The organism is Paenibacillus sp. FSL H7-0331, from assembly GCF_001956045.1.
Window position 1 is genome coordinate 32749 of the sequence record NZ_MRTH01000048.1, and the last position, 20787, is coordinate 53535.

General features: G+C 45.8%; 17 protein-coding genes and 1 pseudogene. 15 read left to right on the forward strand and 3 right to left on the reverse strand.

Annotated features, from left to right (window positions below; all coding sequences use genetic code 11):
* Window positions 1-37 precede the first annotated feature (37 nt).
* Entirely contained in the window at window positions 38-1366 is a 1329-nt protein-coding gene (locus tag BK127_RS36820; protein ID WP_076237670.1) for an ABC transporter substrate-binding protein, read from the reverse strand.
* 30 nt (window positions 1367-1396) lie between these two features.
* Entirely contained in the window at window positions 1397-2176 is a 780-nt protein-coding gene (locus BK127_RS36825; RefSeq protein WP_076237671.1) for an MBL fold metallo-hydrolase, read from the reverse strand.
* A gap of 255 nt (window positions 2177-2431) precedes the next feature.
* Between BK127_RS36825 and BK127_RS36830 the strand changes: the two genes are divergently transcribed.
* Complete coding sequence (locus BK127_RS36830; RefSeq protein WP_076237672.1) at window positions 2432-3220, forward strand: DeoR/GlpR family DNA-binding transcription regulator; 789 nt, start codon at window positions 2432-2434, stop codon at window positions 3218-3220.
* Window positions 3221-3238: 18 nt separating this feature from the next.
* Here the strand turns inward: BK127_RS36830 and BK127_RS44180 are convergent, their stop codons facing one another.
* Window positions 3239-3469 (reverse strand): hypothetical protein, encoded by a 231-nt coding sequence (locus BK127_RS44180; protein ID WP_076237673.1) that lies wholly within the window; start codon window positions 3467-3469, stop codon window positions 3239-3241.
* 291 nt (window positions 3470-3760) lie between these two features.
* Between BK127_RS44180 and BK127_RS36840 the strand changes: the two genes are divergently transcribed.
* The 14 genes and pseudogenes from BK127_RS36840 to BK127_RS45185 form a co-directional block, all read left to right on the forward strand.
* Entirely contained in the window at window positions 3761-5836 is a 2076-nt protein-coding gene (locus tag BK127_RS36840; protein ID WP_076237674.1) for a hydantoinase/oxoprolinase family protein, read from the forward strand.
* Complete coding sequence (locus BK127_RS36845; RefSeq protein ID WP_076237675.1) at window positions 5833-7569, forward strand: hydantoinase B/oxoprolinase family protein; 1737 nt, start codon at window positions 5833-5835, stop codon at window positions 7567-7569. The genes BK127_RS36840 and BK127_RS36845 overlap by 4 nt, the downstream gene beginning before the upstream one ends.
* 27 nt (window positions 7570-7596) lie before the next feature.
* Entirely contained in the window at window positions 7597-8418 is an 822-nt protein-coding gene (locus BK127_RS36850) for a PfkB family carbohydrate kinase (protein WP_076237676.1), read from the forward strand.
* Between the two features lie 29 nt (window positions 8419-8447).
* Window positions 8448-9452 (forward strand): SIS domain-containing protein, encoded by a 1005-nt coding sequence (locus tag BK127_RS36855; protein ID WP_076237677.1) that lies wholly within the window; start codon window positions 8448-8450, stop codon window positions 9450-9452.
* Window positions 9453-9571: 119 nt separating this feature from the next.
* Window positions 9572-10294, forward strand: a complete 723-nt coding sequence (locus BK127_RS36860; RefSeq protein WP_179097734.1) for a GntR family transcriptional regulator — start codon at window positions 9572-9574, stop codon at window positions 10292-10294.
* A gap of 292 nt (window positions 10295-10586) precedes the next feature.
* Window positions 10587-11579: an ABC transporter ATP-binding protein gene (locus BK127_RS36865; RefSeq protein ID WP_076237678.1), complete on the forward strand. Its 993-nt coding sequence runs from the start codon at window positions 10587-10589 to the stop codon at window positions 11577-11579.
* The gene (locus tag BK127_RS36870) at window positions 11576-12592 is read left to right on the forward strand and encodes an ABC transporter ATP-binding protein (protein ID WP_076237679.1); all 1017 of its coding nucleotides are present in this window, start codon (window positions 11576-11578) and stop codon (window positions 12590-12592) included. The genes BK127_RS36865 and BK127_RS36870 overlap by 4 nt, the downstream gene beginning before the upstream one ends.
* Before the next feature lie 4 nt (window positions 12593-12596).
* Entirely contained in the window at window positions 12597-13541 is a 945-nt protein-coding gene (locus tag BK127_RS36875) for an ABC transporter permease (protein ID WP_076237680.1), read from the forward strand.
* 53 nt (window positions 13542-13594) lie between these two features.
* Window positions 13595-14419, forward strand: coding sequence for an ABC transporter permease (locus tag BK127_RS36880; RefSeq protein ID WP_076237681.1), 825 nt, complete (start codon window positions 13595-13597; stop codon window positions 14417-14419).
* An 82-nt stretch (window positions 14420-14501) separates the two neighbouring features.
* On the forward strand, window positions 14502-16088 hold the full coding sequence (locus tag BK127_RS36885; RefSeq protein ID WP_076237682.1) for an ABC transporter substrate-binding protein: 1587 nt from the start codon (window positions 14502-14504) through the stop codon (window positions 16086-16088).
* A 202-nt stretch (window positions 16089-16290) separates the two neighbouring features.
* Window positions 16291-18156, forward strand: a complete 1866-nt coding sequence (locus BK127_RS36890; RefSeq protein ID WP_076237683.1) for a sensor histidine kinase — start codon at window positions 16291-16293, stop codon at window positions 18154-18156.
* Window positions 18157-18184: 28 nt separating this feature from the next.
* The gene (locus BK127_RS36895) at window positions 18185-19813 is read left to right on the forward strand and encodes a response regulator transcription factor (RefSeq protein WP_076237684.1); all 1629 of its coding nucleotides are present in this window, start codon (window positions 18185-18187) and stop codon (window positions 19811-19813) included.
* On the forward strand, window positions 19806-20246 hold the full coding sequence (locus BK127_RS36900) for an HIT family protein (RefSeq protein WP_179097735.1): 441 nt from the start codon (window positions 19806-19808) through the stop codon (window positions 20244-20246). The genes BK127_RS36895 and BK127_RS36900 overlap by 8 nt, the downstream gene beginning before the upstream one ends.
* Window positions 20247-20438: 192 nt before the next feature.
* Window positions 20439-20626, forward strand: a pseudogene (locus tag BK127_RS45185) (sugar ABC transporter permease); the annotation flags it as partial.
* Between the last annotated feature and the right edge of the window lie 161 nt (window positions 20627-20787).

A 20787-nucleotide genomic window follows, 5' to 3' on the forward strand; every position in this document is an offset into this window, starting at 1 on the left:
TACTAAAGATAGGCGGGATGAAACCCGCCTGCAGCATTTATTTGTTCTTGCGTTTATTAGCCGTAGCCTCAGCGGCAGCTTCATCCAATGTTTTTTGGATGTCTACAGTTCCGGAAAGCAGCAGCTTTTCAAGAACTTGCTTAAACGGAGGTTGTCCGGTCTTGGGGTAATCAGGATCTATAAATTCGGGAACAATTTTGATGTTCTTCATATCATCCATAAAGGCTTTGAAATTGGGATCGGTTGGCTGCCCTTTTGCTTCGGCAACCGGTTTGTAACCGACAAAAGCGAAATCGCCGAAAGTTTCCGCTCCGCCCTTGGATGACATATATTTGATTACATCCCATGCAGCATCCTTGTTTTTCGATTTTTCATAAATCCCCCAGCCGCCATAAAATATAACATTTCCTCCGCCCTTGGGTCCTGCGGGAAGCGGGACGGTACCGAATTTCAAATCGGGATTTATTAAATAATTTTCAATGGGCCAGCGTCCGTTCAGCTCCATGGCTACTTTTCCCGAAGCAAATAAATCAATGCCTTTAAACGAGTCGGTGTCGGAGCTGCTCGGCGTAATTTTATCCTTATGATACGCATCATTGAATAATTGCATCGCTTTGACCATATCTTTGCTGTTCATATACCCTTCATAGGCTTGACCATCCGGGCTGACAATACCGTTGCTATAAGCAAAAACGAGTGGATGTACCCGTCTCTGATCCGCTCCAGGCAGCTTAAGACCCCACTGAATCGCCTTATTTCCGTCGCGTTTAGTGAGTTTTTTTGCTGTTTCGTACATTTGCTCCCACGTCCAGCCCGCTTCCGGATAAGGGAGCTTCGCTTCATCAAAAAGCTTCTTGTTATAAATAACGGCCATGTTGGTCCAATCCTTGGGCATGGCGTACAGCTTGTCCTGATACATACCGAATTTCAGTACATCCTCATAGAAATCGTTTTTGTTGATCCCGTTCGCTCCCTTTGACAAAGCTGTCAGATCGGCTAAGCCGCCGTTCTTTGCGAACAACGGTACCTGGCTGTCTCCCACCATAATGATATCAGGCGCGTCTCCAATGGCGAATTGAGAAAGCAGCTTTTCCGAGTATTGATTAGGAACCGATTCGAAGGTGATGCTCACATTGGGATGCTCCTTCATGTATTTGTCCAGAACAGATTGCTGCATTTCCAAGCTGGAAGCGCTCGACCATGTGGTCATTCTCAGCTTGATTTTCTCAGCGCCCGCTGCTGGAGACGGCTTGGAGCCTTCAGCTGTTGGAGTGACATTGGGCGATTGATTGCTTTGTGAACAGCCGGTCAGCACAATTATGAAGGCAAGGAGGAACGTCAAGTTAGTACGAACAGCGCGTTTCATTACTTCTTCACCACTTTCTGTATTTTTATTTTAAAGCAGGATCGTCTGATCCTTGGCAGGCCACATAACCGGGCCGGAATATATGGATTGTGCTGCTTGTATGCTGGATTCGATATTACGGCGCAAGCCGTGAATCAAGGCGAGCTGGCCAACTTCCGCCGCTTTAGCAACCTCCGCTGCATCCATTGCGCTGGAATGTAAGCCGCCGTTTTTCAATGGATTCGCTGGGGATGCTCCGTAAGTTGCTTCGTGTATGAGCAGCGAGCTGCCGCGGGCGAGATCGACGATAGGCGGATGATAAGCCGTGTCACCGGTAAAAGTAACTGATTTTTCTGTTTTCTTATCCGTATATTTGTAGCACAGCGCCTGTACCGGATGCAGGGATGAGGTTGTTTCTAGGTGGAAATGCTCGTCGTCATAACGATCACCCGGCTTCAGCGGTATGATGGTCGGGTAGCTGCGGTTCGGATAAAATTTGCGGCCCAAAAATAAAAATTCAAGGGTATGATCCATAATTGGCTGCAAATCCTCTTCCGGACCCAAAATCTTCAATCCGGACAAATCCTTGTTGGTTATCAAAAAGTAATAGAGAAGGGAGGGCAGGGAAATATAATGATCGTGATGCATATGGGTGAGCAGAAGATATCGGATACTCCCGGGATCAATGCCGTGACGCCGTAGATTTTCCACGATATTCCACCCCGTATCGACCATCACCTCATCATTGATAAGAAAACTGGCCGTTTCACCTCCTAATTCTGGAATTGCAGCTTCTGTTCCAAAGAACGTCACTTTTGTCTGTACTCGCATGTTCAACATTCCTTTCTTATTTTGATTGAAAATGATCACGTTCTTTCTCAATAATAGGGGATGAATATCAGATTTGTATAAAATGCAGACGAATAATATGTAAATATCATTCAAAATATCATGTAAATATGATCGATATCAATCATAATTTTCTTTTTTATTCATTTAAATATTTTAATTTCGAGGCGCTTCGTTTATAGTAAAGTAGAATCAGATATCGAGGTTGAAAAATGATACGAGAGAAGATGAGGATACATGAAAGCCAGACGCCGGATGATTATGAATTACCTGAAGCAGCATACATTTCTAAATGTCAACAAATTGGCTGAACTGCTTGAAGTATCGCTTCCCACCATACGCAGAGACCTTCAGGAGATGGAGACAGAGGGTCATATCCAACGGGTAAATGGCGGGGCGTTTCTCAAAAATACCGAGGTCGGGGACAGGGGTGCTGCAGCAGCAAGCCCAAGCGATCCGTATGAATCGCATAAGAAGGCTATTGCGGCCGAAGCAGTCAAATTGATTCAGCCGGGTGATACCCTATTTATCGATTCCGGCTCAACTAACAGCCATCTTGCTAATCTGCTTACAACGTTCAAAGACATTACGATAGTAACCAACAGTATCGGCATCGCTTATACATGTATGCGTAAACCCGGGTTATCGGTGTTTGTTTGTGGAGGTACTGCGGAGGATGCCCGTTCGGAAGCCGGAATCGTCGGACCGATTGCAGAGCAAATGATTATGCAGTTTCGAGCAAGCCTGTGTATTATTGGAACTTCCGGGATTGATATAAGGCAAGGTATTACAGATCCGTATTTATCGGCTGCGAGAATCAAGGAAAAAATGATCACGAACTCGATTCGACGCATTCTGGTGACAGATCACAGCAAATTCGGCAAAATCCACAAAGCTTATGTTTCTCCAATCGAGACGTTTGATTGCGTCATTACGGATTGGGAAACCAATGCCAAAGATATCGAACATCTTCATTCAAATGGGGTGAAAGTGATTCAAGTCAGGGATATCTCCGATAAAGCCTGATTCGAACCGGGGCAATCCTTACTCAGGATCCGAATACTGAATTTTAAGCAAAAAACGTTCAAGCGGATGCAGAAGCTGCTTGAACGTTTTTTGTTGGTGTTGCAGGGATATAACGTCATCTGAAACGATGACTGCACAGAATGACGGCAAACGAATGGTTTGCCCTTCGGTGGCCGAATAAGCGATACCATTGACGAACCTGAAGGGCTGCGTCGCGCGAACGCTTTCCGGTGCTGCTTTTTTGAGCAATGGAAAACTCTGAGAGATAATATTTATTTTGTAAAGTTGTATTATATCGTATTATTCATGTACGATTCCGCATTTTCAAATTTTGACCCACAAGTGCGTCTGTGTTGGGTTGTTATCGTTCGGAAAAAGCCGATTTAACCAATAATTATAGGACGATATGACAAGTAATAAGTCATATATTACATTGTTTGACCAAAACCGCCGATATATAATTTCCTTGTAACAATACAGTACATCGAAGACAACATAGTACAACTGGGTACAGTACAAGTGCGTACGAGGAGGAAAAACATGCGTTACATGGTCGGAGTAGATGTCGGAGGAACCTTTACCGACGTAACATTGGTTGATACACATTCGGGAGAGATCTTGAACCACAAAGTACCCTCCACACCGGAGGACCCATCTCGGGCCATCATGAATGGTGTTGAGCAGATTCTGGAAATGAACGAAGTTCCGGTATCGGAGGTTCGTTATCTCGCTCATGGTACGACGGTAGCTACCAATTCGCTGATCGAAAGGAAAGGAGCGCTCACGGGGCTTCTCGTCACCGAAGGGTTCCGTGATTTGCTTGAAATCGGGCGTCAAACCCGCCCAAGTCTGTACGATTTTTTCAAGGAAAAGCCGGAACTGTTTATTCCCGGCCATCTGCGGCTGGAGGTCGACGAACGCCTATATGCGGACGGCAGCATACGCAAGCCGCTCAATCGTGATAGACTACGTGAAGCGATTGAACGTTTGAAACAAGAGGGTGTGCAATCAATAGCGGTATGTTTCCTCTTCTCCTATCTCAACCCGGAACATGAAAAGCAAGCGGTAGAGGAAATCAGAAGTTTGTACCCGGAAGCCTACGTTTCCGCTTCGCATCAGGTAGTTCCGGAGTTTAGAGAATACGCACGCTTAAGTACAACGGCTCTCAACGCGTATCTCGGTCCGGTTATGCAGCGGTATATGGAAAATTTCCAGCAATCTGTTCGGAAGGCGGGTATTCCGGTAGATCCCTACATTACTCAATCAAACGGCGGTATCATTTCAATTCAGGAATCTGTAGCTAATCCGGTACGCACAGCGGTTTCCGGACCTGCAGCCGGCGTCGTGGCAGCTGCGCATCTGGCCGAGCTGACGGGCTATAAAAATATGATTACGTTTGACATGGGAGGCACTTCGGCTGATTTCAGTCTGATTGAAAATGGCGAGCCAAAAATTTCGATGGAACGTGAAGTTGAAGGTTTTCCCGCACGCATTCCGATGCTGGATATTCATGCATGCGGTGCGGGCGGGGGATCGATTGCATGGCTGGATGCCGGCGGTGCGCTGAAGGTAGGGCCGGAAAGCGCTGGCTCCATGCCTGGACCCGCAGCCTACGGGCGTGGCGGTACGCGGCCGACTGTGACTGACGCCAATACGATACTCGGCCGTTTAAATCCGGACGGTATCCTGGGCGGAAGAATGGCTCTCAATGTGGAAGCGTCGAAACAGGTCGTGCAGGAGCACATTTGCGACCGGACGAATTTGTCGCTGCTCGAAGCGACAATGGGTATCCTTTCTGTGGTGAACGCGAACATGACGCGGGCGATCCGCTTGATTTCCGTCGAGAAGGGATACGATCCTCGGGAATTTACGCTCGTTTCCTTTGGCGGAGGAGGCGGACTCCACTGTGGAGCGTTGGCGCGTGAACTCGGTATTCCCCGGATTCTGGTTCCGCCTTCACCGGGTACATTTTGTTCACTTGGCCTTCTGGTGACTGACGTTCGTTCCGACTATGTCCGGTCTTCACTGCTTGAATCAAGTGCTGGCAGCATGGAAGCAATCCGCGGACTTTTCGCTGGGATGGAGCAAGAGGGAGCAGAGATGCTGGAGAAGGAAGGCATTGCAGAGGCGAAACGTAGATATGTACTGGGATTGGACTTGCGGTTCAAGGGACAAAATTATGAATTAACGATACCTGTCGAATGGTCTGAATTAACCGTCGAAGGGCTGCAAGGGATACTGGTACGTTTCCATGAGCAGCATGAGAAAAACTACGGATACTCAAACCGGACAGGAATCGTGGAGTTCGTCAACTATCGGGTCACCGCTCTTGGTGAGCTGCCCAAGGCGACACTGCAGCGAGCGGATGAGAACGGCAGTCGGACGGTGCAATCGTCTTTGTACCGGGAAGTGTACTTCTCGGAAGCGAACCGTCCGGATTATTACCAGACGGCTATTTATCAGCGGAGCGAGCTGGTTCCCGGGGATCGGGTCACGGGTCCTGCGATTGTCGAACAGATGGATTCTACGATCCTACTGCTGCCGGGGCAAACCATGCAAGTGGATGCATACCGCAATCTGCTGATTCATACCTTTGGCGAGGAGGAACACCAATGAAACGGATAGATCCCATTACATTAGAAATTGTCGGGAATTTGCTGCTCTCCGTCGCAGAAGAGATGGGCGTTACCTTGGTGAAGACGGCTTACTCCACCAATATTAAAGAAAGAAAAGATTGCTCGACAGCGCTGTTCGACGGAAAGGGGCAAATGATCGCGCAAGCTGAATATGTGCCTATGCATCTTGGATCGATGCTCGGCGTCGTAACCGAAGTGTTGAAGAAGTTTCCGGCGCAGTCGCTGCGTCCCGGCGATATGTTCATTACCAACGATCCTTATGCCGGAGGTGGGACTCATTTACCCGATATCACGATGGTATCGCCTGTTTTTATCGGTGAACGGCTGGTAGCATTCGTGGCCAATATTGCGCATCATTCCGATATTGGTGGGATGGTACCGGGCAGTGTATCGGCGAATTCGGACAACATCTACCAGGAAGGCCTGCGGATTCCGTTAGGACGCATTTGCCGGGCGGGAGATCTCGTTCAGGAGACGTATGACTACATTATCCTGAATACCCGGACGCCTGTGGAGCGGAGCGGGGACCTGGATGCGCAAATCGCTTCGAATATTGCAGGTGCGAAACGAATGGGCGAGGTCGTGCGGAAATACGGTGCGGATTATTTTGCCGAATGTACCGATGCGCTGCTGGACTATGCGGAACATCTGATGCGCGCCGGTATCCGCACGCTGCCGGAGGGAACCTACACGTTTGAAGATTATTTGGATGATGCAGGCGCGAATTCAGATACTCCGATTCCGATTCGGGCAGCGATAACGATCAAGGACGGTATGGCTAAAGTGGATTTCGCTGGAACTAGCCCGCAGGTGCCGGGTCCGCTGAATATGACATATTCGGGACTTCTGACAACGGCATTCTATTGCTTCAAAGCAGTTGCCGGACAATCCATCTTCGCGAATCAAGGAATTTACCGGGCTTTGCAGGTAACGGCACCAGAAGGATCGATTGTCAACTGCAAGCTGCCAGTTCCGGTTGGACAGAGGATCGATACAGCCCAAAGAGTGGTGGATGTGATCTTGGGGGCGTTAGCCCAGGTGGCCCCGGAACGTGTCCTCGCAGCGTGCAACAGTGTCGTGACATCAGCTATTTTCTCGGGTACGAACCCGAAGACAGGTAACTATTTCGTATATCTTGAAACGATTGCAGGCGGTTCCGGGGCACACAGCCGGGGAGACGGGTTAAGCGGCGTTCAAGTGCATATGACCAATACGTCGAACCTGCCGGTGGAGGCGTTGGAACGCGAATACCCGGTATTGGTAGAGCGGTACCAGCTGCGTGCTGATTCGGGAGGAACAGGACGGTTTAGAGGCGGCCTCGGCATTCAGAGAGACTTCCGAATTTTGAACGATGGGATGAGCTATACAGGTCTTGGTGACCGCCATAAATTCTCCCCCTGGGGCTTGGAGGGCGGGCAAAGCGGAAGTCCGGGCAGCTTCCATGCAGCTCTGGGCGGAAGCGAGCTAAAGCAATTGGGTTCTAAAATATCCGGGGTTACGCTGAACAAAGAGGACTTGATAAGCGTCTGCTCGCCGGGATCAGGCGGATATGGAAATCCATATGAACGCCCGACGGAGTCCGTGCTCAAAGATGTGCGTGAAGGGAAAGTTTCCCTGGAATCAGCACAAAAGGATTACGGGGTAGTGTTGGTGAACTCCTCTGCGGGATTGCAAATTGACGAGCTGGCGACTACTAAATTACGAAATGAGTAAAGGCCTAAAAGAGGTGAGGGCGAGACCATGAAGCTGATTGGAATCGGAGATAACGTTGTCGATTATTATCAGGACCAAGGACTGATGTATCCGGGAGGCAACGCTTTGAATGTGGCAATCGCCAGTAAACGAAACGGTGCGAGTGCATGCGCTTATCTGGGAATCGTCGGGGATGATGCGGCGGCTGAGCATGTAGTGAAATGCATGGGTGAAGAAGGAATCGATATCTCCCGTATTCGCCGGGCATGCGGCCCCAATGCTGAGGCAGTCATTGCCCTCAATGAGGAAGGTGACCGGATTTTTGTAGGTACAAACCGGGGAATCCGGATCCAGTCCTTACTGATGCTTAAGCTTACGCAGCATGATCTCGATTATATTAACGAATATGATATCGTGCATACAAGTGTCAACAGTGATATGGAACACGAGCTGCCTCGTTTGGCGCATAAACCGCTTTCGTTTGATTTTTCCACAACAAAGCGCTGGGATAAGGCATATTTGCAGCGTATTTGCCCGTATTTGACTTATGCCTTTTTCTCGGGCAGCGACATGTCTCATGGCGAAATCAGTTCCTTGTTAGAGGAAGTTCATCAGTTGGGTGTAAAAGTGGTTGGTGTGACAAGAGGGGCTGAGCCTGCTGTGTTTTCGAAAGACGGCATCATCTGCAGCCAACCTCATATGGCGGGTAATGTCATCGATACGATGGGTGCCGGCGATTCTTTTATCGGGGGATTCCTTGCGCATTATCACGAGCATCGGGATGTGAAGGCTGCACTGATTCAAGCTTCCATGTCCGCTGCGGCTACCTGCAGCTATTACGGCGCGTTCGGCTACGGCTATAAAAAATAATAAGCAACATTACAGGAGGGACTATACAAATGGTAAACTCAGCACCTTATATGAATGCAAATGCCCAGCTTGAACAGGTTTTTGAGGCTTTTAAACAAAGAACGATTACTCGCGTCTTTTATGTGGCGTGTGGCGGTTCATCGGCACTTATGTATCCAAGTAAATATTTCATTGATCGTGAATCCAGCGAGATTACAGCTGAAATTTATAGCTCCAATGAATTCATTCACAGAAATCCGCAATCGTTGGGCGAACATTCATTAGTTATTTTGTGCTCGCATAAAGGTAAGACTCCGGAAACGACGGAAGCTGCCAAATTTGCCAAAAGCAAAGGTGCTTTAACGGTTTCGCTGATGTATGTGGAGACGGCCCCGCTTGCGGAGGAGTCGGACTTCATCGTGAACTACAGCTGGATTTCGGCGGGTAATATGGAGCCACTCCCGGAAATTATGAACTATGCCATCCTTTATAAGCTGGCTATGGGGCTTCTGTATGTGAAAGAAGGTAACAACAAATATGAAAAGCTGCTTAGCAGCCTGGAGAACCTCGGCACTGTATTTGAGAAAGTCATGAAACAGAATACAGATCAAGTACAAGTATATGCCGAGCAATATAAGGACGAAAAAATTATGTATACGATGGCCAGTGGTGCGAGTTACGGTATGGCATACTCCTTCGCCATATGTATTTTGATGGAGATGCAGCGGATTCATTCTCACGCCATTCATGCAGGGGAATTTTTCCACGGGCCGTTTGAGATTCTGGATAAGGATGTTCCGTTCATTCTGTTGATGGGCCTGGATGAAACTCGTCCTTTGGAAGAGCGGGCGCTGACGTTCCTTAAACAATACGGGGAGAAACTGATAGTGATTGACGCCAAAAAATTCGATCTTACTGGTATTGACGAGGAAGTGCAAGGGTATCTGGCTCCGCTCGTCATCAATGTCGTACTTCGCATGTTTGCCTTGGCGCTGTCGAAAACCAGAAATCATCCACTTGAAACTCGGCGTTACATGTTCAAGGTTCCTTATTAATTTGGAGCCATCGTACAACCATTTCTTCGGTCATGGTACAGATGTATTTCACTGTACTGTGGCCGTTTTTTTGGACTAAGAGAAGCTTGATGCAACAGGTAAACGGAGGTGAACGTCAAGTGAAGAACATACTGGATCCCGCTATTTCAACACCGCTGTATATTCAGCTGGCAGAGCTGTTCCGGGAATTGATTCTATCGGATAAGCTTCAGTTTGGCGACAGGTTTCCCGCAGAGATGGATTTAGCCGAGGAGTATGGGGTTTCCCGTATTACCGTCCGCAAAGCAATTGAAGATTTGGTGAATGATGGGATATTAGCCCGAAGGCAGGGCAAAGGGACTTTTGTATCCAAGCCGAAAATCGATCGGGGGCTTGTTAACGTGACTAGCTTCACGGATCGCATGCAGGCACGAGGGATGATTGCAGGAGCCAGATCGATGGGCGTAAAAGTAACGCCAGCGCCTTTGAAGATGGCCTTATTGCTGGGTGTGCAGGAAAACTCAGAGATCGCTGAAATTCAGCGGCTCAGGCTCATTAACGATGAACCGGTTTCGATGGAAACCTCCTACTTGTCGGTGGAACGGTGTCCGGGGATTCAGCATGAAAATCTGGTTGACCAATCCTTGTATCAGATACTGGATGAAAAATATGGGCTGCGACCTGCATATTCCAGTAAAACACTGGAACTCGTCTACGCTTCGCCAAGCGAGAGCAAACTGTTGAATATCGTAAAAGGCTCGTCCCTGTTTCTGATGACCGCATTGGTGTATTCGGAGCGAAGACAAGTTATGGAATACGTTAAAATCGTTTCCCGAGGAGATCGGTTCCGGTTTCAAATGTAAATTGTATGTTCCTTCATCAATAACAAGACGATAGTACAACAAATTCTAAATATAGTAGAACAAATTAGAATCCGCTGTACCAACTGATTCTGGATCATGTTTTTTTTATGAAATACGATATGAATTTACAAGGAAAGCATACGGTATTGCATGGTATGAAATATAACATGAATATATAATAAATTATAGAGAGGCAACGAATAATGTGATATTCGTGTTAGATATAATGTGGTGCAAATAGTCTTGAAGCGATTACATCGTTGTAAGGCGGACAGAGCTGGGAGTGATACTCATGAATAATACCCTACTGAAAATTAGCAACCTGACTGCGGAGTTTAAGACGGACAAAGGCGTATTCCCGGCAATTAGTGGTGTTAATTTAACGATTAACAAAGGGGAAATATTGTGCATAGTCGGCGAAAGCGGGAGCGGGAAAACCGTAGCTTCGCTTTCCTTGATGAATCTCATTCCTGCGGTAGGGAAAATAACGACAGGCGAGATCTCGTTTGAAGGTCGGGATTTGCTAAAGATTAAGAAAAAGGAAATGTCACAAATTAGGGGGAAGTCCATCGCGATGATTTTTCAGGACCCGATGATGTCTTTGGATCCCGTATATACATGCGGCAGCCAGGTTATTGAAGCCGTTCAAATTCATCAGAAAATATCGCATCAAGATGCGTACGACAAGGCAGTAGAGCTGTTAAAGCAAGTTGGCATCCCTCACCCGGAAAGATGTATGAATGCTTATCCTCATGAGCTTTCCGGAGGGATGTGCCAGCGAATCAGTATTGCGATGGCGCTGTCATGCAGACCTAAGCTTCTTATTGCGGACGAGCCCACTACGGCACTTGATGTGACGGTACAGGCGCAAATCCTGGATTTGTTGAAAGAAATCAGGAACGAAATGAATATGAGCATTATGCTGATTACGCACGACCTCGGAGTCGTAGCCGAAATGGCTGACCGCGTTGCCGTTATGTATGCCGGAAAAGTAATGGAAGAGGGGGATGTCAGGTCGATTTTCCACAATCCGCAGCATCCGTATACCCAGGGGCTCATCAAGTCGATTCCTCATATGGATCAAAAGAATGAAAAGCTTTACAGCATTAGCGGTACCGTTCCGAGCATAAGCTCTATGCCAGATGGCTGCCGGTTCAGCCCCAGATGCCCGGATGCGGCTGATATTTGCCGACAAAAGGAACCGGAGATGATACAAACCAATCATAACGGTAAGGCTCGCTGCTGGAAGCTGGATCAGGCATGGAGGGAAGGTGATGCGGGATGAAAGAGGTTCTTTTGGAGGTTAACAACGTTAAAAAGTACTTTTCATTAAAAAAGGGTGTGTTTTCAAAACGGCTCGGTTCTGTCAAGGCGGTTGATGATGTAAGCTTCTCCATATTCAAGGGGGAGACATTCGGACTTGTTGGTGAATCCGGCTGCGGGAAAAGCACGTTGTCCCGCGTCATTATGCGGCTTACCGATGCTGACAGCGGAGAAATTAAATTTGACAATATCGACCTGTTGAAATTGAAAGGCGAGCAATTAAGGAAGCAGCGCGGCAAATTTCAGATGGTGTTTCAGAAGCCATTCGAATCGTTAAATCCGAGAAGGACGGTTGGACAGATAATAGGAGCGCCGTTTGAAATTCACGGTATTGCAACGGGGGCAGAAAAGGAAAAAAGGGTAAAGCATCTGCTGGAATTAGTGGGTCTAAGTCCACAATATATCAACCGTTATCCTCATGAATTTTCAGGTGGACAGAGGCAGCGAATCGGAATCGCGCGGGCGATTGCTTTAAATCCTAAGCTTATCGTATGCGATGAGGCTGTATCCGCATTGGATGTGTCTATCCAATCCCAGATTCTGAATTTGCTCGACGATCTGCAGAAAGAATTCGGTTTGACCTACTTGTTTATTTCCCACAATTTATCGATCGTCAAGCATATGAGCAACCGTATAGCCGTCATGTACCTCGGGAGTATTGTCGAGATTGCCGATGCAGAGGAATTATACGCTAATGCCAAACATCCATACACAAAAGCGCTGCTGTCTGCCATCCCTATGCCTAATCCTGATTTCAACAAGGAGCGCATTATATTAAGCGGCGACGTTCCAAGCCCTGTTAATCCTCCGACAGGCTGCAGATTTTGTACAAGGTGCAAGGATGTTATGCCGATTTGCAGCGAAGTGGCTCCGGAGTTTATTGAACTAAGCGACAAGCATGCCGTTGCATGCCATTTATTTACAAACTCAAGTGCAGAAGTACAACAACAACCGGTTTTGCTGAATAGAGGGTGATCGAATGGTACGTTATTTGGGTGAAAAAGTAGTGCTGCTTATCGTTCAGGTGCTTGTCGTCGGTACTTTGGTGTTCTCGTTGATTCACTTTATGCCGGGTGATCCTGCAGTTCTCGTGCTTGGTACGGAAAGAGGAGGAGACGCTGCGGCAGTGGCGGAAATGCGCCATACGCTTGGGCTGGACCAGCCTTTGATCATGCAGTATTGGAATTGGCTTGTTAATTTTGTGAAATTTGATTTGGGGCAATCCCTTTTTGATAAAACCTCGGTCAACACTTATATCTCGCAAAGACTTCCGAACACGATAGAACTGGCGGTTGTATCGATCATTCTCGCAATGATAATCGGAGTACCACTTGGAATTGCTGCTGCCTTGAAACGGCAGAGCTTCATTGATTTGGCGCTTTCGTCTGTAGCGGCTTTAGGTGTTTCTTTCCCCGTCTATGTGTTGGGAGCCTTTATGATTCTCATGTTCAGCTTCAAGCTTCAATGGCTTCCTGCCAGCGGTTTTGTCGAGTTTACCGATAACCCGGGTAAGCATATGCTGCGTCTGATCCTGCCTTCCTTAACGCTTGCACTGGGCTTAGCGGCTTCGATCGCAAGAATGACACGGTCGTCCATGCTGGAGGTATTAAACAAGGATTTTATTCAGACGCTTCGAGCAAAAGGGGTACCGGAGTGGAAGATTATCTCCAAGCATGCTTTCCGGAATGCGATTATTCCCGTCATTACGATAATCGGCTTGCAGCTCGGTAACCTGATAGGGGGTACGGTTCTCATCGAGTACTTGTTTAACTGGCCGGGGATGAGCACGCTGTTGGTCAAATCAATAGCTAACCGTGATTATCCATTAATTCAAGGCTGTATTGTCGTCATGGCCACTTTCTTTATCGTAGTTAATATATTAGTTGATCTGTTGTATGGACTTATGGACCCAAGAGTTCGCTAAAGCCAAGGCAGCGCGAGCTGTGATATGCCGAAAATCGTCAAGGAGTTGGATGTATGCTGAACAAGTGCATCAGGAACAGAACGTTTGTCATCAGCTCTATAGTGCTGCTTCCTATATTAATCATTGCCGCGATCGGACCATGGATCATTCCTCATGATCCGCTTGAAATCCATCCCGATATCGTACTTAAATCAACATTGCCGCAATATCCCTTTGGCACGGATGAATTCGGCAGAGATATATTAAGCCGGCTCATTTTAGGAATACGTCCCTCGCTTACAGTAGCAATAGGCTCAACTATAGTAGCATTTACCGTCGGAATGCTGCTTGGGATTGTATCGGGTTATTTCCGGGGGATTGTCGAAAAAACGATTATGCGCGCTGTGGATATAGTGTTGTGCTTCCCGCCGATTTTGTTAGCACTGATGGTAGTTGGCTTTTGGGGAGCAGGTATCAAAAATCTGATCATTATTATCGGAATCGTCTATGCTCCTCACTTTGCCCGGATCGCCTACTCATCGACTTTGCAGATCAAGCAGCAGGAATATGTAGAGAGTGAACTGTCTTTGGGAGCATCTCATATGCGGGTGTTGTTCGGCTGTATTTTACCGAACATTATGTCCCCGCTGATCATCCAGATCAGCTTGACTATAGCTGCCGCCATTCTTCTTGAATCCGGACTTAGCTTTCTTGGATTAGGCGTAATTCCCCCTGAACCTTCATGGGGGCAAATGATTGGTCAATCAAGGGGGTATATCAGCTTAAACCCCATGTATGCCGTCTGGCCTTCCCTATGTTTGGGCATTACCATTCTAGCCGTCAATTTGTTGGGTGACAGTCTGAGAGACATACTGGATCCGAAACTGAACCGCTCTTAAGCTTGGTAGTAATGGCAGCCATTAACAATGGCTGTCCCTATTATAAATACCGTATTATAATTAATAAGGGGAGGCATGCAGTATGGGAAAGCGTTTGTCTAAAATGATGTTTTTAATTATGGTCGTTGCCTTGATTGTCAGTGGATGTGGAGGGGCGGGGCCAAACAAAGCGGCGGACTCTGCCAAAGCCGATAACACGGATAAAGGAAGTACTAAAAACGGTAACCTCATCTTCGGTCTATCTGGCGAGCCGACGAGCATGGACCCGCTGGTGCAGAACGGTCCAGGACGAACGATTAAACTTGCTATCTATCGCGGGTTGGTCAATTATGACAAGGAAGGTAAGTTAAGCAATGAATTGGCGGAGTCTTATTCTTTATCATCTGATAAGAAAACGTTCACATTTAAGCTTCGCGACGCTAAATTTCAAAACGGCGATCCTGTAACTGCTGAGGATGTGAAATATACATTCGAGAGGATTGCGAATCCGAAAAATAACGGGACATTCCGCAATGAATTGTCTGTCATCGACAAGATTGAAGCAACAGATGCCAAAACGGTTACTTTCATACTAAAAGAGCCATCCGCTCCTTTCATTCACTACTTAGCTCTTCCCGAGTCGGTTATTGTATCTAAGAAGTGGACCGAGGAGAAAAACGGCGACTTGAACTCAGCCCCAATGGGAGCAGGTCCTTTTCAGTTTGTTAAATGGACGAAGGGTCAAGAGTTTGTTGTGAAAAAGTTCGATGGGTATTATAAGAAGGATAAGGGTAAGCTGGATAATATAAGATTCGTTTTTTATCCGGATGAGAACACAAGAGTCAATGCGCTTAAGGCCGGCGATGTGGATTTGATCGACTATGTGCCTTGGAAGGACGCGGCTGCGATTGAGCAGGACACGAAGCTGAAGCTTGACAGTGTAAGCGGACCTTTTATGCAGCTGCAATTCAATACGCAGTTTGCACCGTTCAGCGATCCAAGAGTCAGAAAAGCCATTTCATATGCGATCGAACGCAAGTCGATTATCAACACAGCGTTCAACGGTCGCGGGAAGCCGATCTACGGTATGGCTATCCCGCAAGGCTATATGGGTTATAATGAAAAGAATGAGAAATATTTCGAGTACAATATTGAAAAGGCGAAGAAGCTTCTTGCAGAAGCGGGTTATCCTAACGGCTTTAAAGCGCGCTTGCTAGCTACTTCACAATTTTCTTTCCACCAGCAAACGGCGGTTGCTGTTCAGTCGGAGCTAAAGAAGGTTGGGATTGACATTGAGCTTGATCTTCCGGATTGGGCCACCCGTGTGAAGAAAAATACCGAAGGCAACTATGATTTTGTCGTGGCGGGTACATCAGGGGATATTACGGACGCGGACTGGCTCAGTAATTTTTATAGCGGTGGGCCGGCAAGACTTAACAACTCAGCATACTTTGACGACGCACAAATTAACAAACTGTTGGTCGACGGAAGAAAAGAGCTGGATGATACGAAACGTAAAGAAATCTATGAAAAATTGATTGACCGTGCGCTGGACTTGTCGCCGTTCGTGTATTTATCGTGGCGTGAGCAAGCCTTCGGAATGAAGGCGAACGTCGAAGGATTTAAGAACATGCCGGGATTCTTATCGTTCCAATCTGGCATTACGCTAGAAGATACAGTTATTAAGTAATGGCGCTTGAACATATGCAGCCCCCAGAACATGTGTCTGGGGGCTGCATATATAATGGTTGCTGGTCCAATAGGAGTCCAGTACAATAAGATACAACACCATGCTTACGAAGCTAGTTTTGCTAACGAAGTAAACTTTCCGTATGGAAAGTTCTTAGGAGGAGAACCCGATTCTGTACAAGATTAAGCAATGGATTGGTTTTTTGTATCGTAATCTGCAGATTCGGATCATCATCTCCATTGTCATACTTGTTTTTACCGCCGTCTTTTTTTCGCTGAACATTAATTTTAAGCATACGGAAACGTTATTTGAGAAAGAAACCTCTGACCTGTTAATCAGCAACCTTGAGCAGGTTGGCAATCAAGTTGAGAATGTTACCTTGGACATGATGAAGCTATCTAATGTGTTAAGTCTGGATGATACCATCACAACGAATTTAAGTGCTTTTTCACGAAGTACGGATTTTAAAGCATTCAGTAGGATGAAGCTTCCACAAGAGCTGACAACTGAAGATTATTCAAGAATGTCCAAGATCGAAAACCGTTTAACCTTTACGAAAAACAACAATTTCTTTAATTATAATGCGCATATGGTCGTGATCAGTTCAGACGGAATTGTCAGTAATGTGATGGGCAATATCGTAAGCGATATCGATATGAATCATGATTATTTGAATTTCAAGCAGGAATTCGGCTTTTGGTTAAAAGAGGATGAGTGGTTTAATTCTCTCGTACGGCATGAAAGAGATTCGGTCTGGACGGTTCCATACATGTACCATTCGTCCAAATTAAATGATGATAAACAATACGTATCCCTTGCCAGGTCAATAAAAAGCAGCTTTACCAACGAAATGCTGGGTGTCGTAATGATAAATTTGGACCTCGATAATTTCGTCTCTTTATTTACGGTTCGTTCCAAGGGCTCTATCCTGTTGTTGGATAGCCAGGATCGAATCATCAAGTCCTCCGGCGAGATAGAGATAGGCGATATCAATAATGTAAAAAAAGACCTGAAGCTGTACGGTACGCAAAAGGGTTATTTTATAGGAACCTCCGACGGCAAGCGTTATATGGTTACTTATTATATTTTAAACCGGCTTAATTGGGCGGTCGTATCGGTTATTCCTTATGAGGATGTTATGAAAAATACGTCCAGCCTTAAAAACAAGGTTTTGACTATTAATTATATTGTATTTGGTTTATTTCTACTATCAAGCGTCGCGCTGATCCTTTATATAACAAACCCTTTAAAGCTTCTTATTAAAGATTTAAGAAAGAAAAAAATCGGGGTGTACAGCCTGGGAACTAAGGATATTACGTACTCCAACGATGTGAACAGTATCGTAAGAAGCTTTGACCATCTGTTTAAAAGGGTTGACGAGTTGGTTCTTAAGGTAGTCGAAGAGCAAAGCAGAGAACAAGAACTGAAATATGAAGCGTTGAAGGCGCAGATTAACCCGCATTTTCTGTTTAACACATTGAATATTATTAAATGGACCGCTATGATGAACGGAGCGGTTAATGCCTCGAATATGATTGCCGATTTGGGACGGCTTCTGGAAGTCAGCATGAAGAAAGGTGACGAAGAAATCACCTTAAAAGAAGAGCTGCATCTCGTTAAAGCGTACATGAACATTCAAAGCGCACGCTATAATGACAGCATTGAATTGCAAATTGATATCGATCCCAGCTTGGAGAAATACCAGATCATAAAGCTGCTGCTGCAGCCAGTGGTGGAAAATTGCATTTTACATGGGCTTAAGAACAAAAAGACCGGCGGCAGAATCCGAATATGTGCACAACTGGAAGTGGGATGCTTGCGAATCGATGTGACCGACAACGGGGAAGGAATTGAAGAGCGAAGAATCCATGAAATTTTTGATGATACGAACGAAGTTACAGGAACTCAACATAAATTCAGCGGCGTAGGTCTTCGAAATATTCATGACAGACTGCAGCTTAAATACGGTGAGCCGTTCGGATTACGGCTATCGTCATCCGAGGTAGAAGGGACAACGGTATCTGTGACTATTCCGGCGACTATCAAAGAGGAAGACAGTTCATATTAAGGGCTTGAAGGAAAGGGAGGTCAGTCCAATGCTAAAAGTCATTATCGTGGACGATGAAGCATTAGTCCGAATAGGCATCAAGTCATGTATTGAATGGGAAAAGTACGATTTTGAATTTGTCGGACAAGCGGAGGATGGAGTCCAGGCGTTGGAGCTGATTGAGAAAACCCGTCCTGATATCGTGCTTACCGATATATTAATGCCGAATATGAATGGCCTGGAGCTGATTGGACAACTGTCAACCCGTTACCCGCATATCAAAGTCATCGTTTTAAGCTGTCATAATGAGATGGATGCCGTCAAAAAGGCGATGAGACTTGGAGCCGAGGATTATATATTGAAGCTATCTATGCAGCCAGATAGTCTTTTGGAGGTGCTGCTCAAAACGAAGGCGCAGGTGGAAAAGGAAAGGCTGCAAAATGAAGAGAAAATCAATTTTGAATCGGTGTTAAGAGCGAATAAACAGGTGATAAAAAACGGTTTGTATAAGAAATTAGTGAGCGGCTCCACGGCTTATTCCGACTTTCAAAAAGAAGCATCGATTATGCAGGTTCAGCCGGATTTCACCCAATTTCTTGTCATTTACTGTACCATCGATGACTATTTTAATGCCCCTACGAAAAGCAGATTGAGAGACAGCCATTTACTAAGCTCCTCATTTCTCAATATTTTGAAGGAAGGGCTAACTGAATTTACGAAAGCCGAGTTTGCAGAATTGGACGATGGGGATTATTTGATATTGCTGGATGCCTCGGTCCATGCGGCTTCAAATCATCAAGTGATGACTGAATTTTATCGGAAAATGAATCATTCGCTCAAGCGTTATTTAAACATTACTGTTTCTTTTGCGGTTTCCGGAAAGACCACTAGCCTGAAGGATGTTCCTGCACTCTACAGTAAAGCCAAACACGCTTCCGGCTACCGCTTCTATCAAGGGAGAGAATGTATTATTTTTGCTGACGGTATGACGGATTTCATCGATAAAGAAATTATTTTCGGCTTAGAGGAAGAGAAGCTGTTGATTGAATACATTCACGCTAATGATTATGACGGAGTGAAGATTGTCATCGAACGGTTTTTTAACACGATTTTGTCCAATGGGATCCATCATCCGATGAGAGTTAAGATGGCGGTTTTAAATGTGCTGTATATTTTCATGAAAGTATTCAAGCCTTACGAGGAGCAAATGCCTCCGGCATACAACGATTCAAACATGAAGTGGACGGAAATGATCTTGGACGCAGAAACACTGCACGACATCAAAGGATGCGTAGATGAATTCATTGCCGGTTTCATACAATCTATGCTTTCCATCAAGGGAGAAGCTGCAAGACCTGAAATTATGAACGTCAAGAGGTATGTTTACGACAATATTGAACAAATTATTTCACTTGAGGATGCAGCCAAATTTTCGAACATGAGTAGAAGTTATTTTTCCTACATTTTCAAGAAAGAAATGGGTGATAGCTTTACTAATTTTGTGAATCGAACCAAGATGGAAAAAGCCAGGGATTTGATTATAAAAAGAAACCTGAAGGTGTATGAAGCGGCGGAGCAAGTAGGGATCAAGGATGAGGCCTACTTCAGCAAGTTGTTTAAAAAATATATTGGAGTCAGTCCGGGGAAAATTAAAGGAAAAGGCGGTACTTATGAGTAATTGCAAAATTTGCTTGAAGGAACAAAGCTCAGATCCGTATTTCGTTATGGAGATAGGTCATTATGTGATTTACCATGCTCCTGTAGAGAAGCAATTGGTTGGTTATTTGTATGTTGAACCGAAAAGGCATGTTGAATCGTGGCACGAATTATCATCCGATGAAAAAAGCGAGCTTCCTGAGATCATTGCACAGCTGGAAAAAATGCTCTATCAGGAAATTCAGGCTGAGAGGGTATACACGTTGACAGTGGGAGAGGTTGTCAGACATCTGCATATCCATCTCATTCCGAGGTGCGCAGGTGATGCAATCGATGGTCTCGAGTTGATTCAACGGGCAGCTGGCCCCATGGGGACGGGTCAACCTGTTAGTAAAGCGGATATCCAGCAGTTTATAGAGAGAGTACAAGTACTCAACGGCAAATCAGTTCAATAAAATGAGTCGAAATAATCATCTATACTCAAGAGAATAATGCCGTGCCCAGAGAAGCTTCAAATTGGGGACGGTTATTTGTTGATGAGATAGGGACTATGGACGGCAATCGAACCTCGCCATTATGATAAGGCTACGAAATTTGTAACTGTTGCATTAGTCATGAGAAAAGAGAAACGAGAGGAAGGAAGTAATATGCAAACAAGTATGGAAGCACGCATTCCAGCGGCTTCGAACTCATCCACGCTATGGAAAAAACTACAGCGGAACCGATGCTCTATTTCATGGTCTTACCTGGTGTTCTGTACTTTTTGATCTTCAAGTACTGGCCCATGTACGGAATATTTATTGCGTTCAAAGACTATCAGCCTTTCCTTGGCTTTTTATACGAAAATGAATGTCTGAAAAAAGCGCAAAAAGACACTCCTCTATTAAAACAAGAATGTTAAAAAATTTTTAAGAGGCTTCGGTGGATTCTACTTTAACAGTGAACCCCTGGGCCTCAATCTTTTTTATCCAGTATTCCACAGAAGATGTCGAAGAG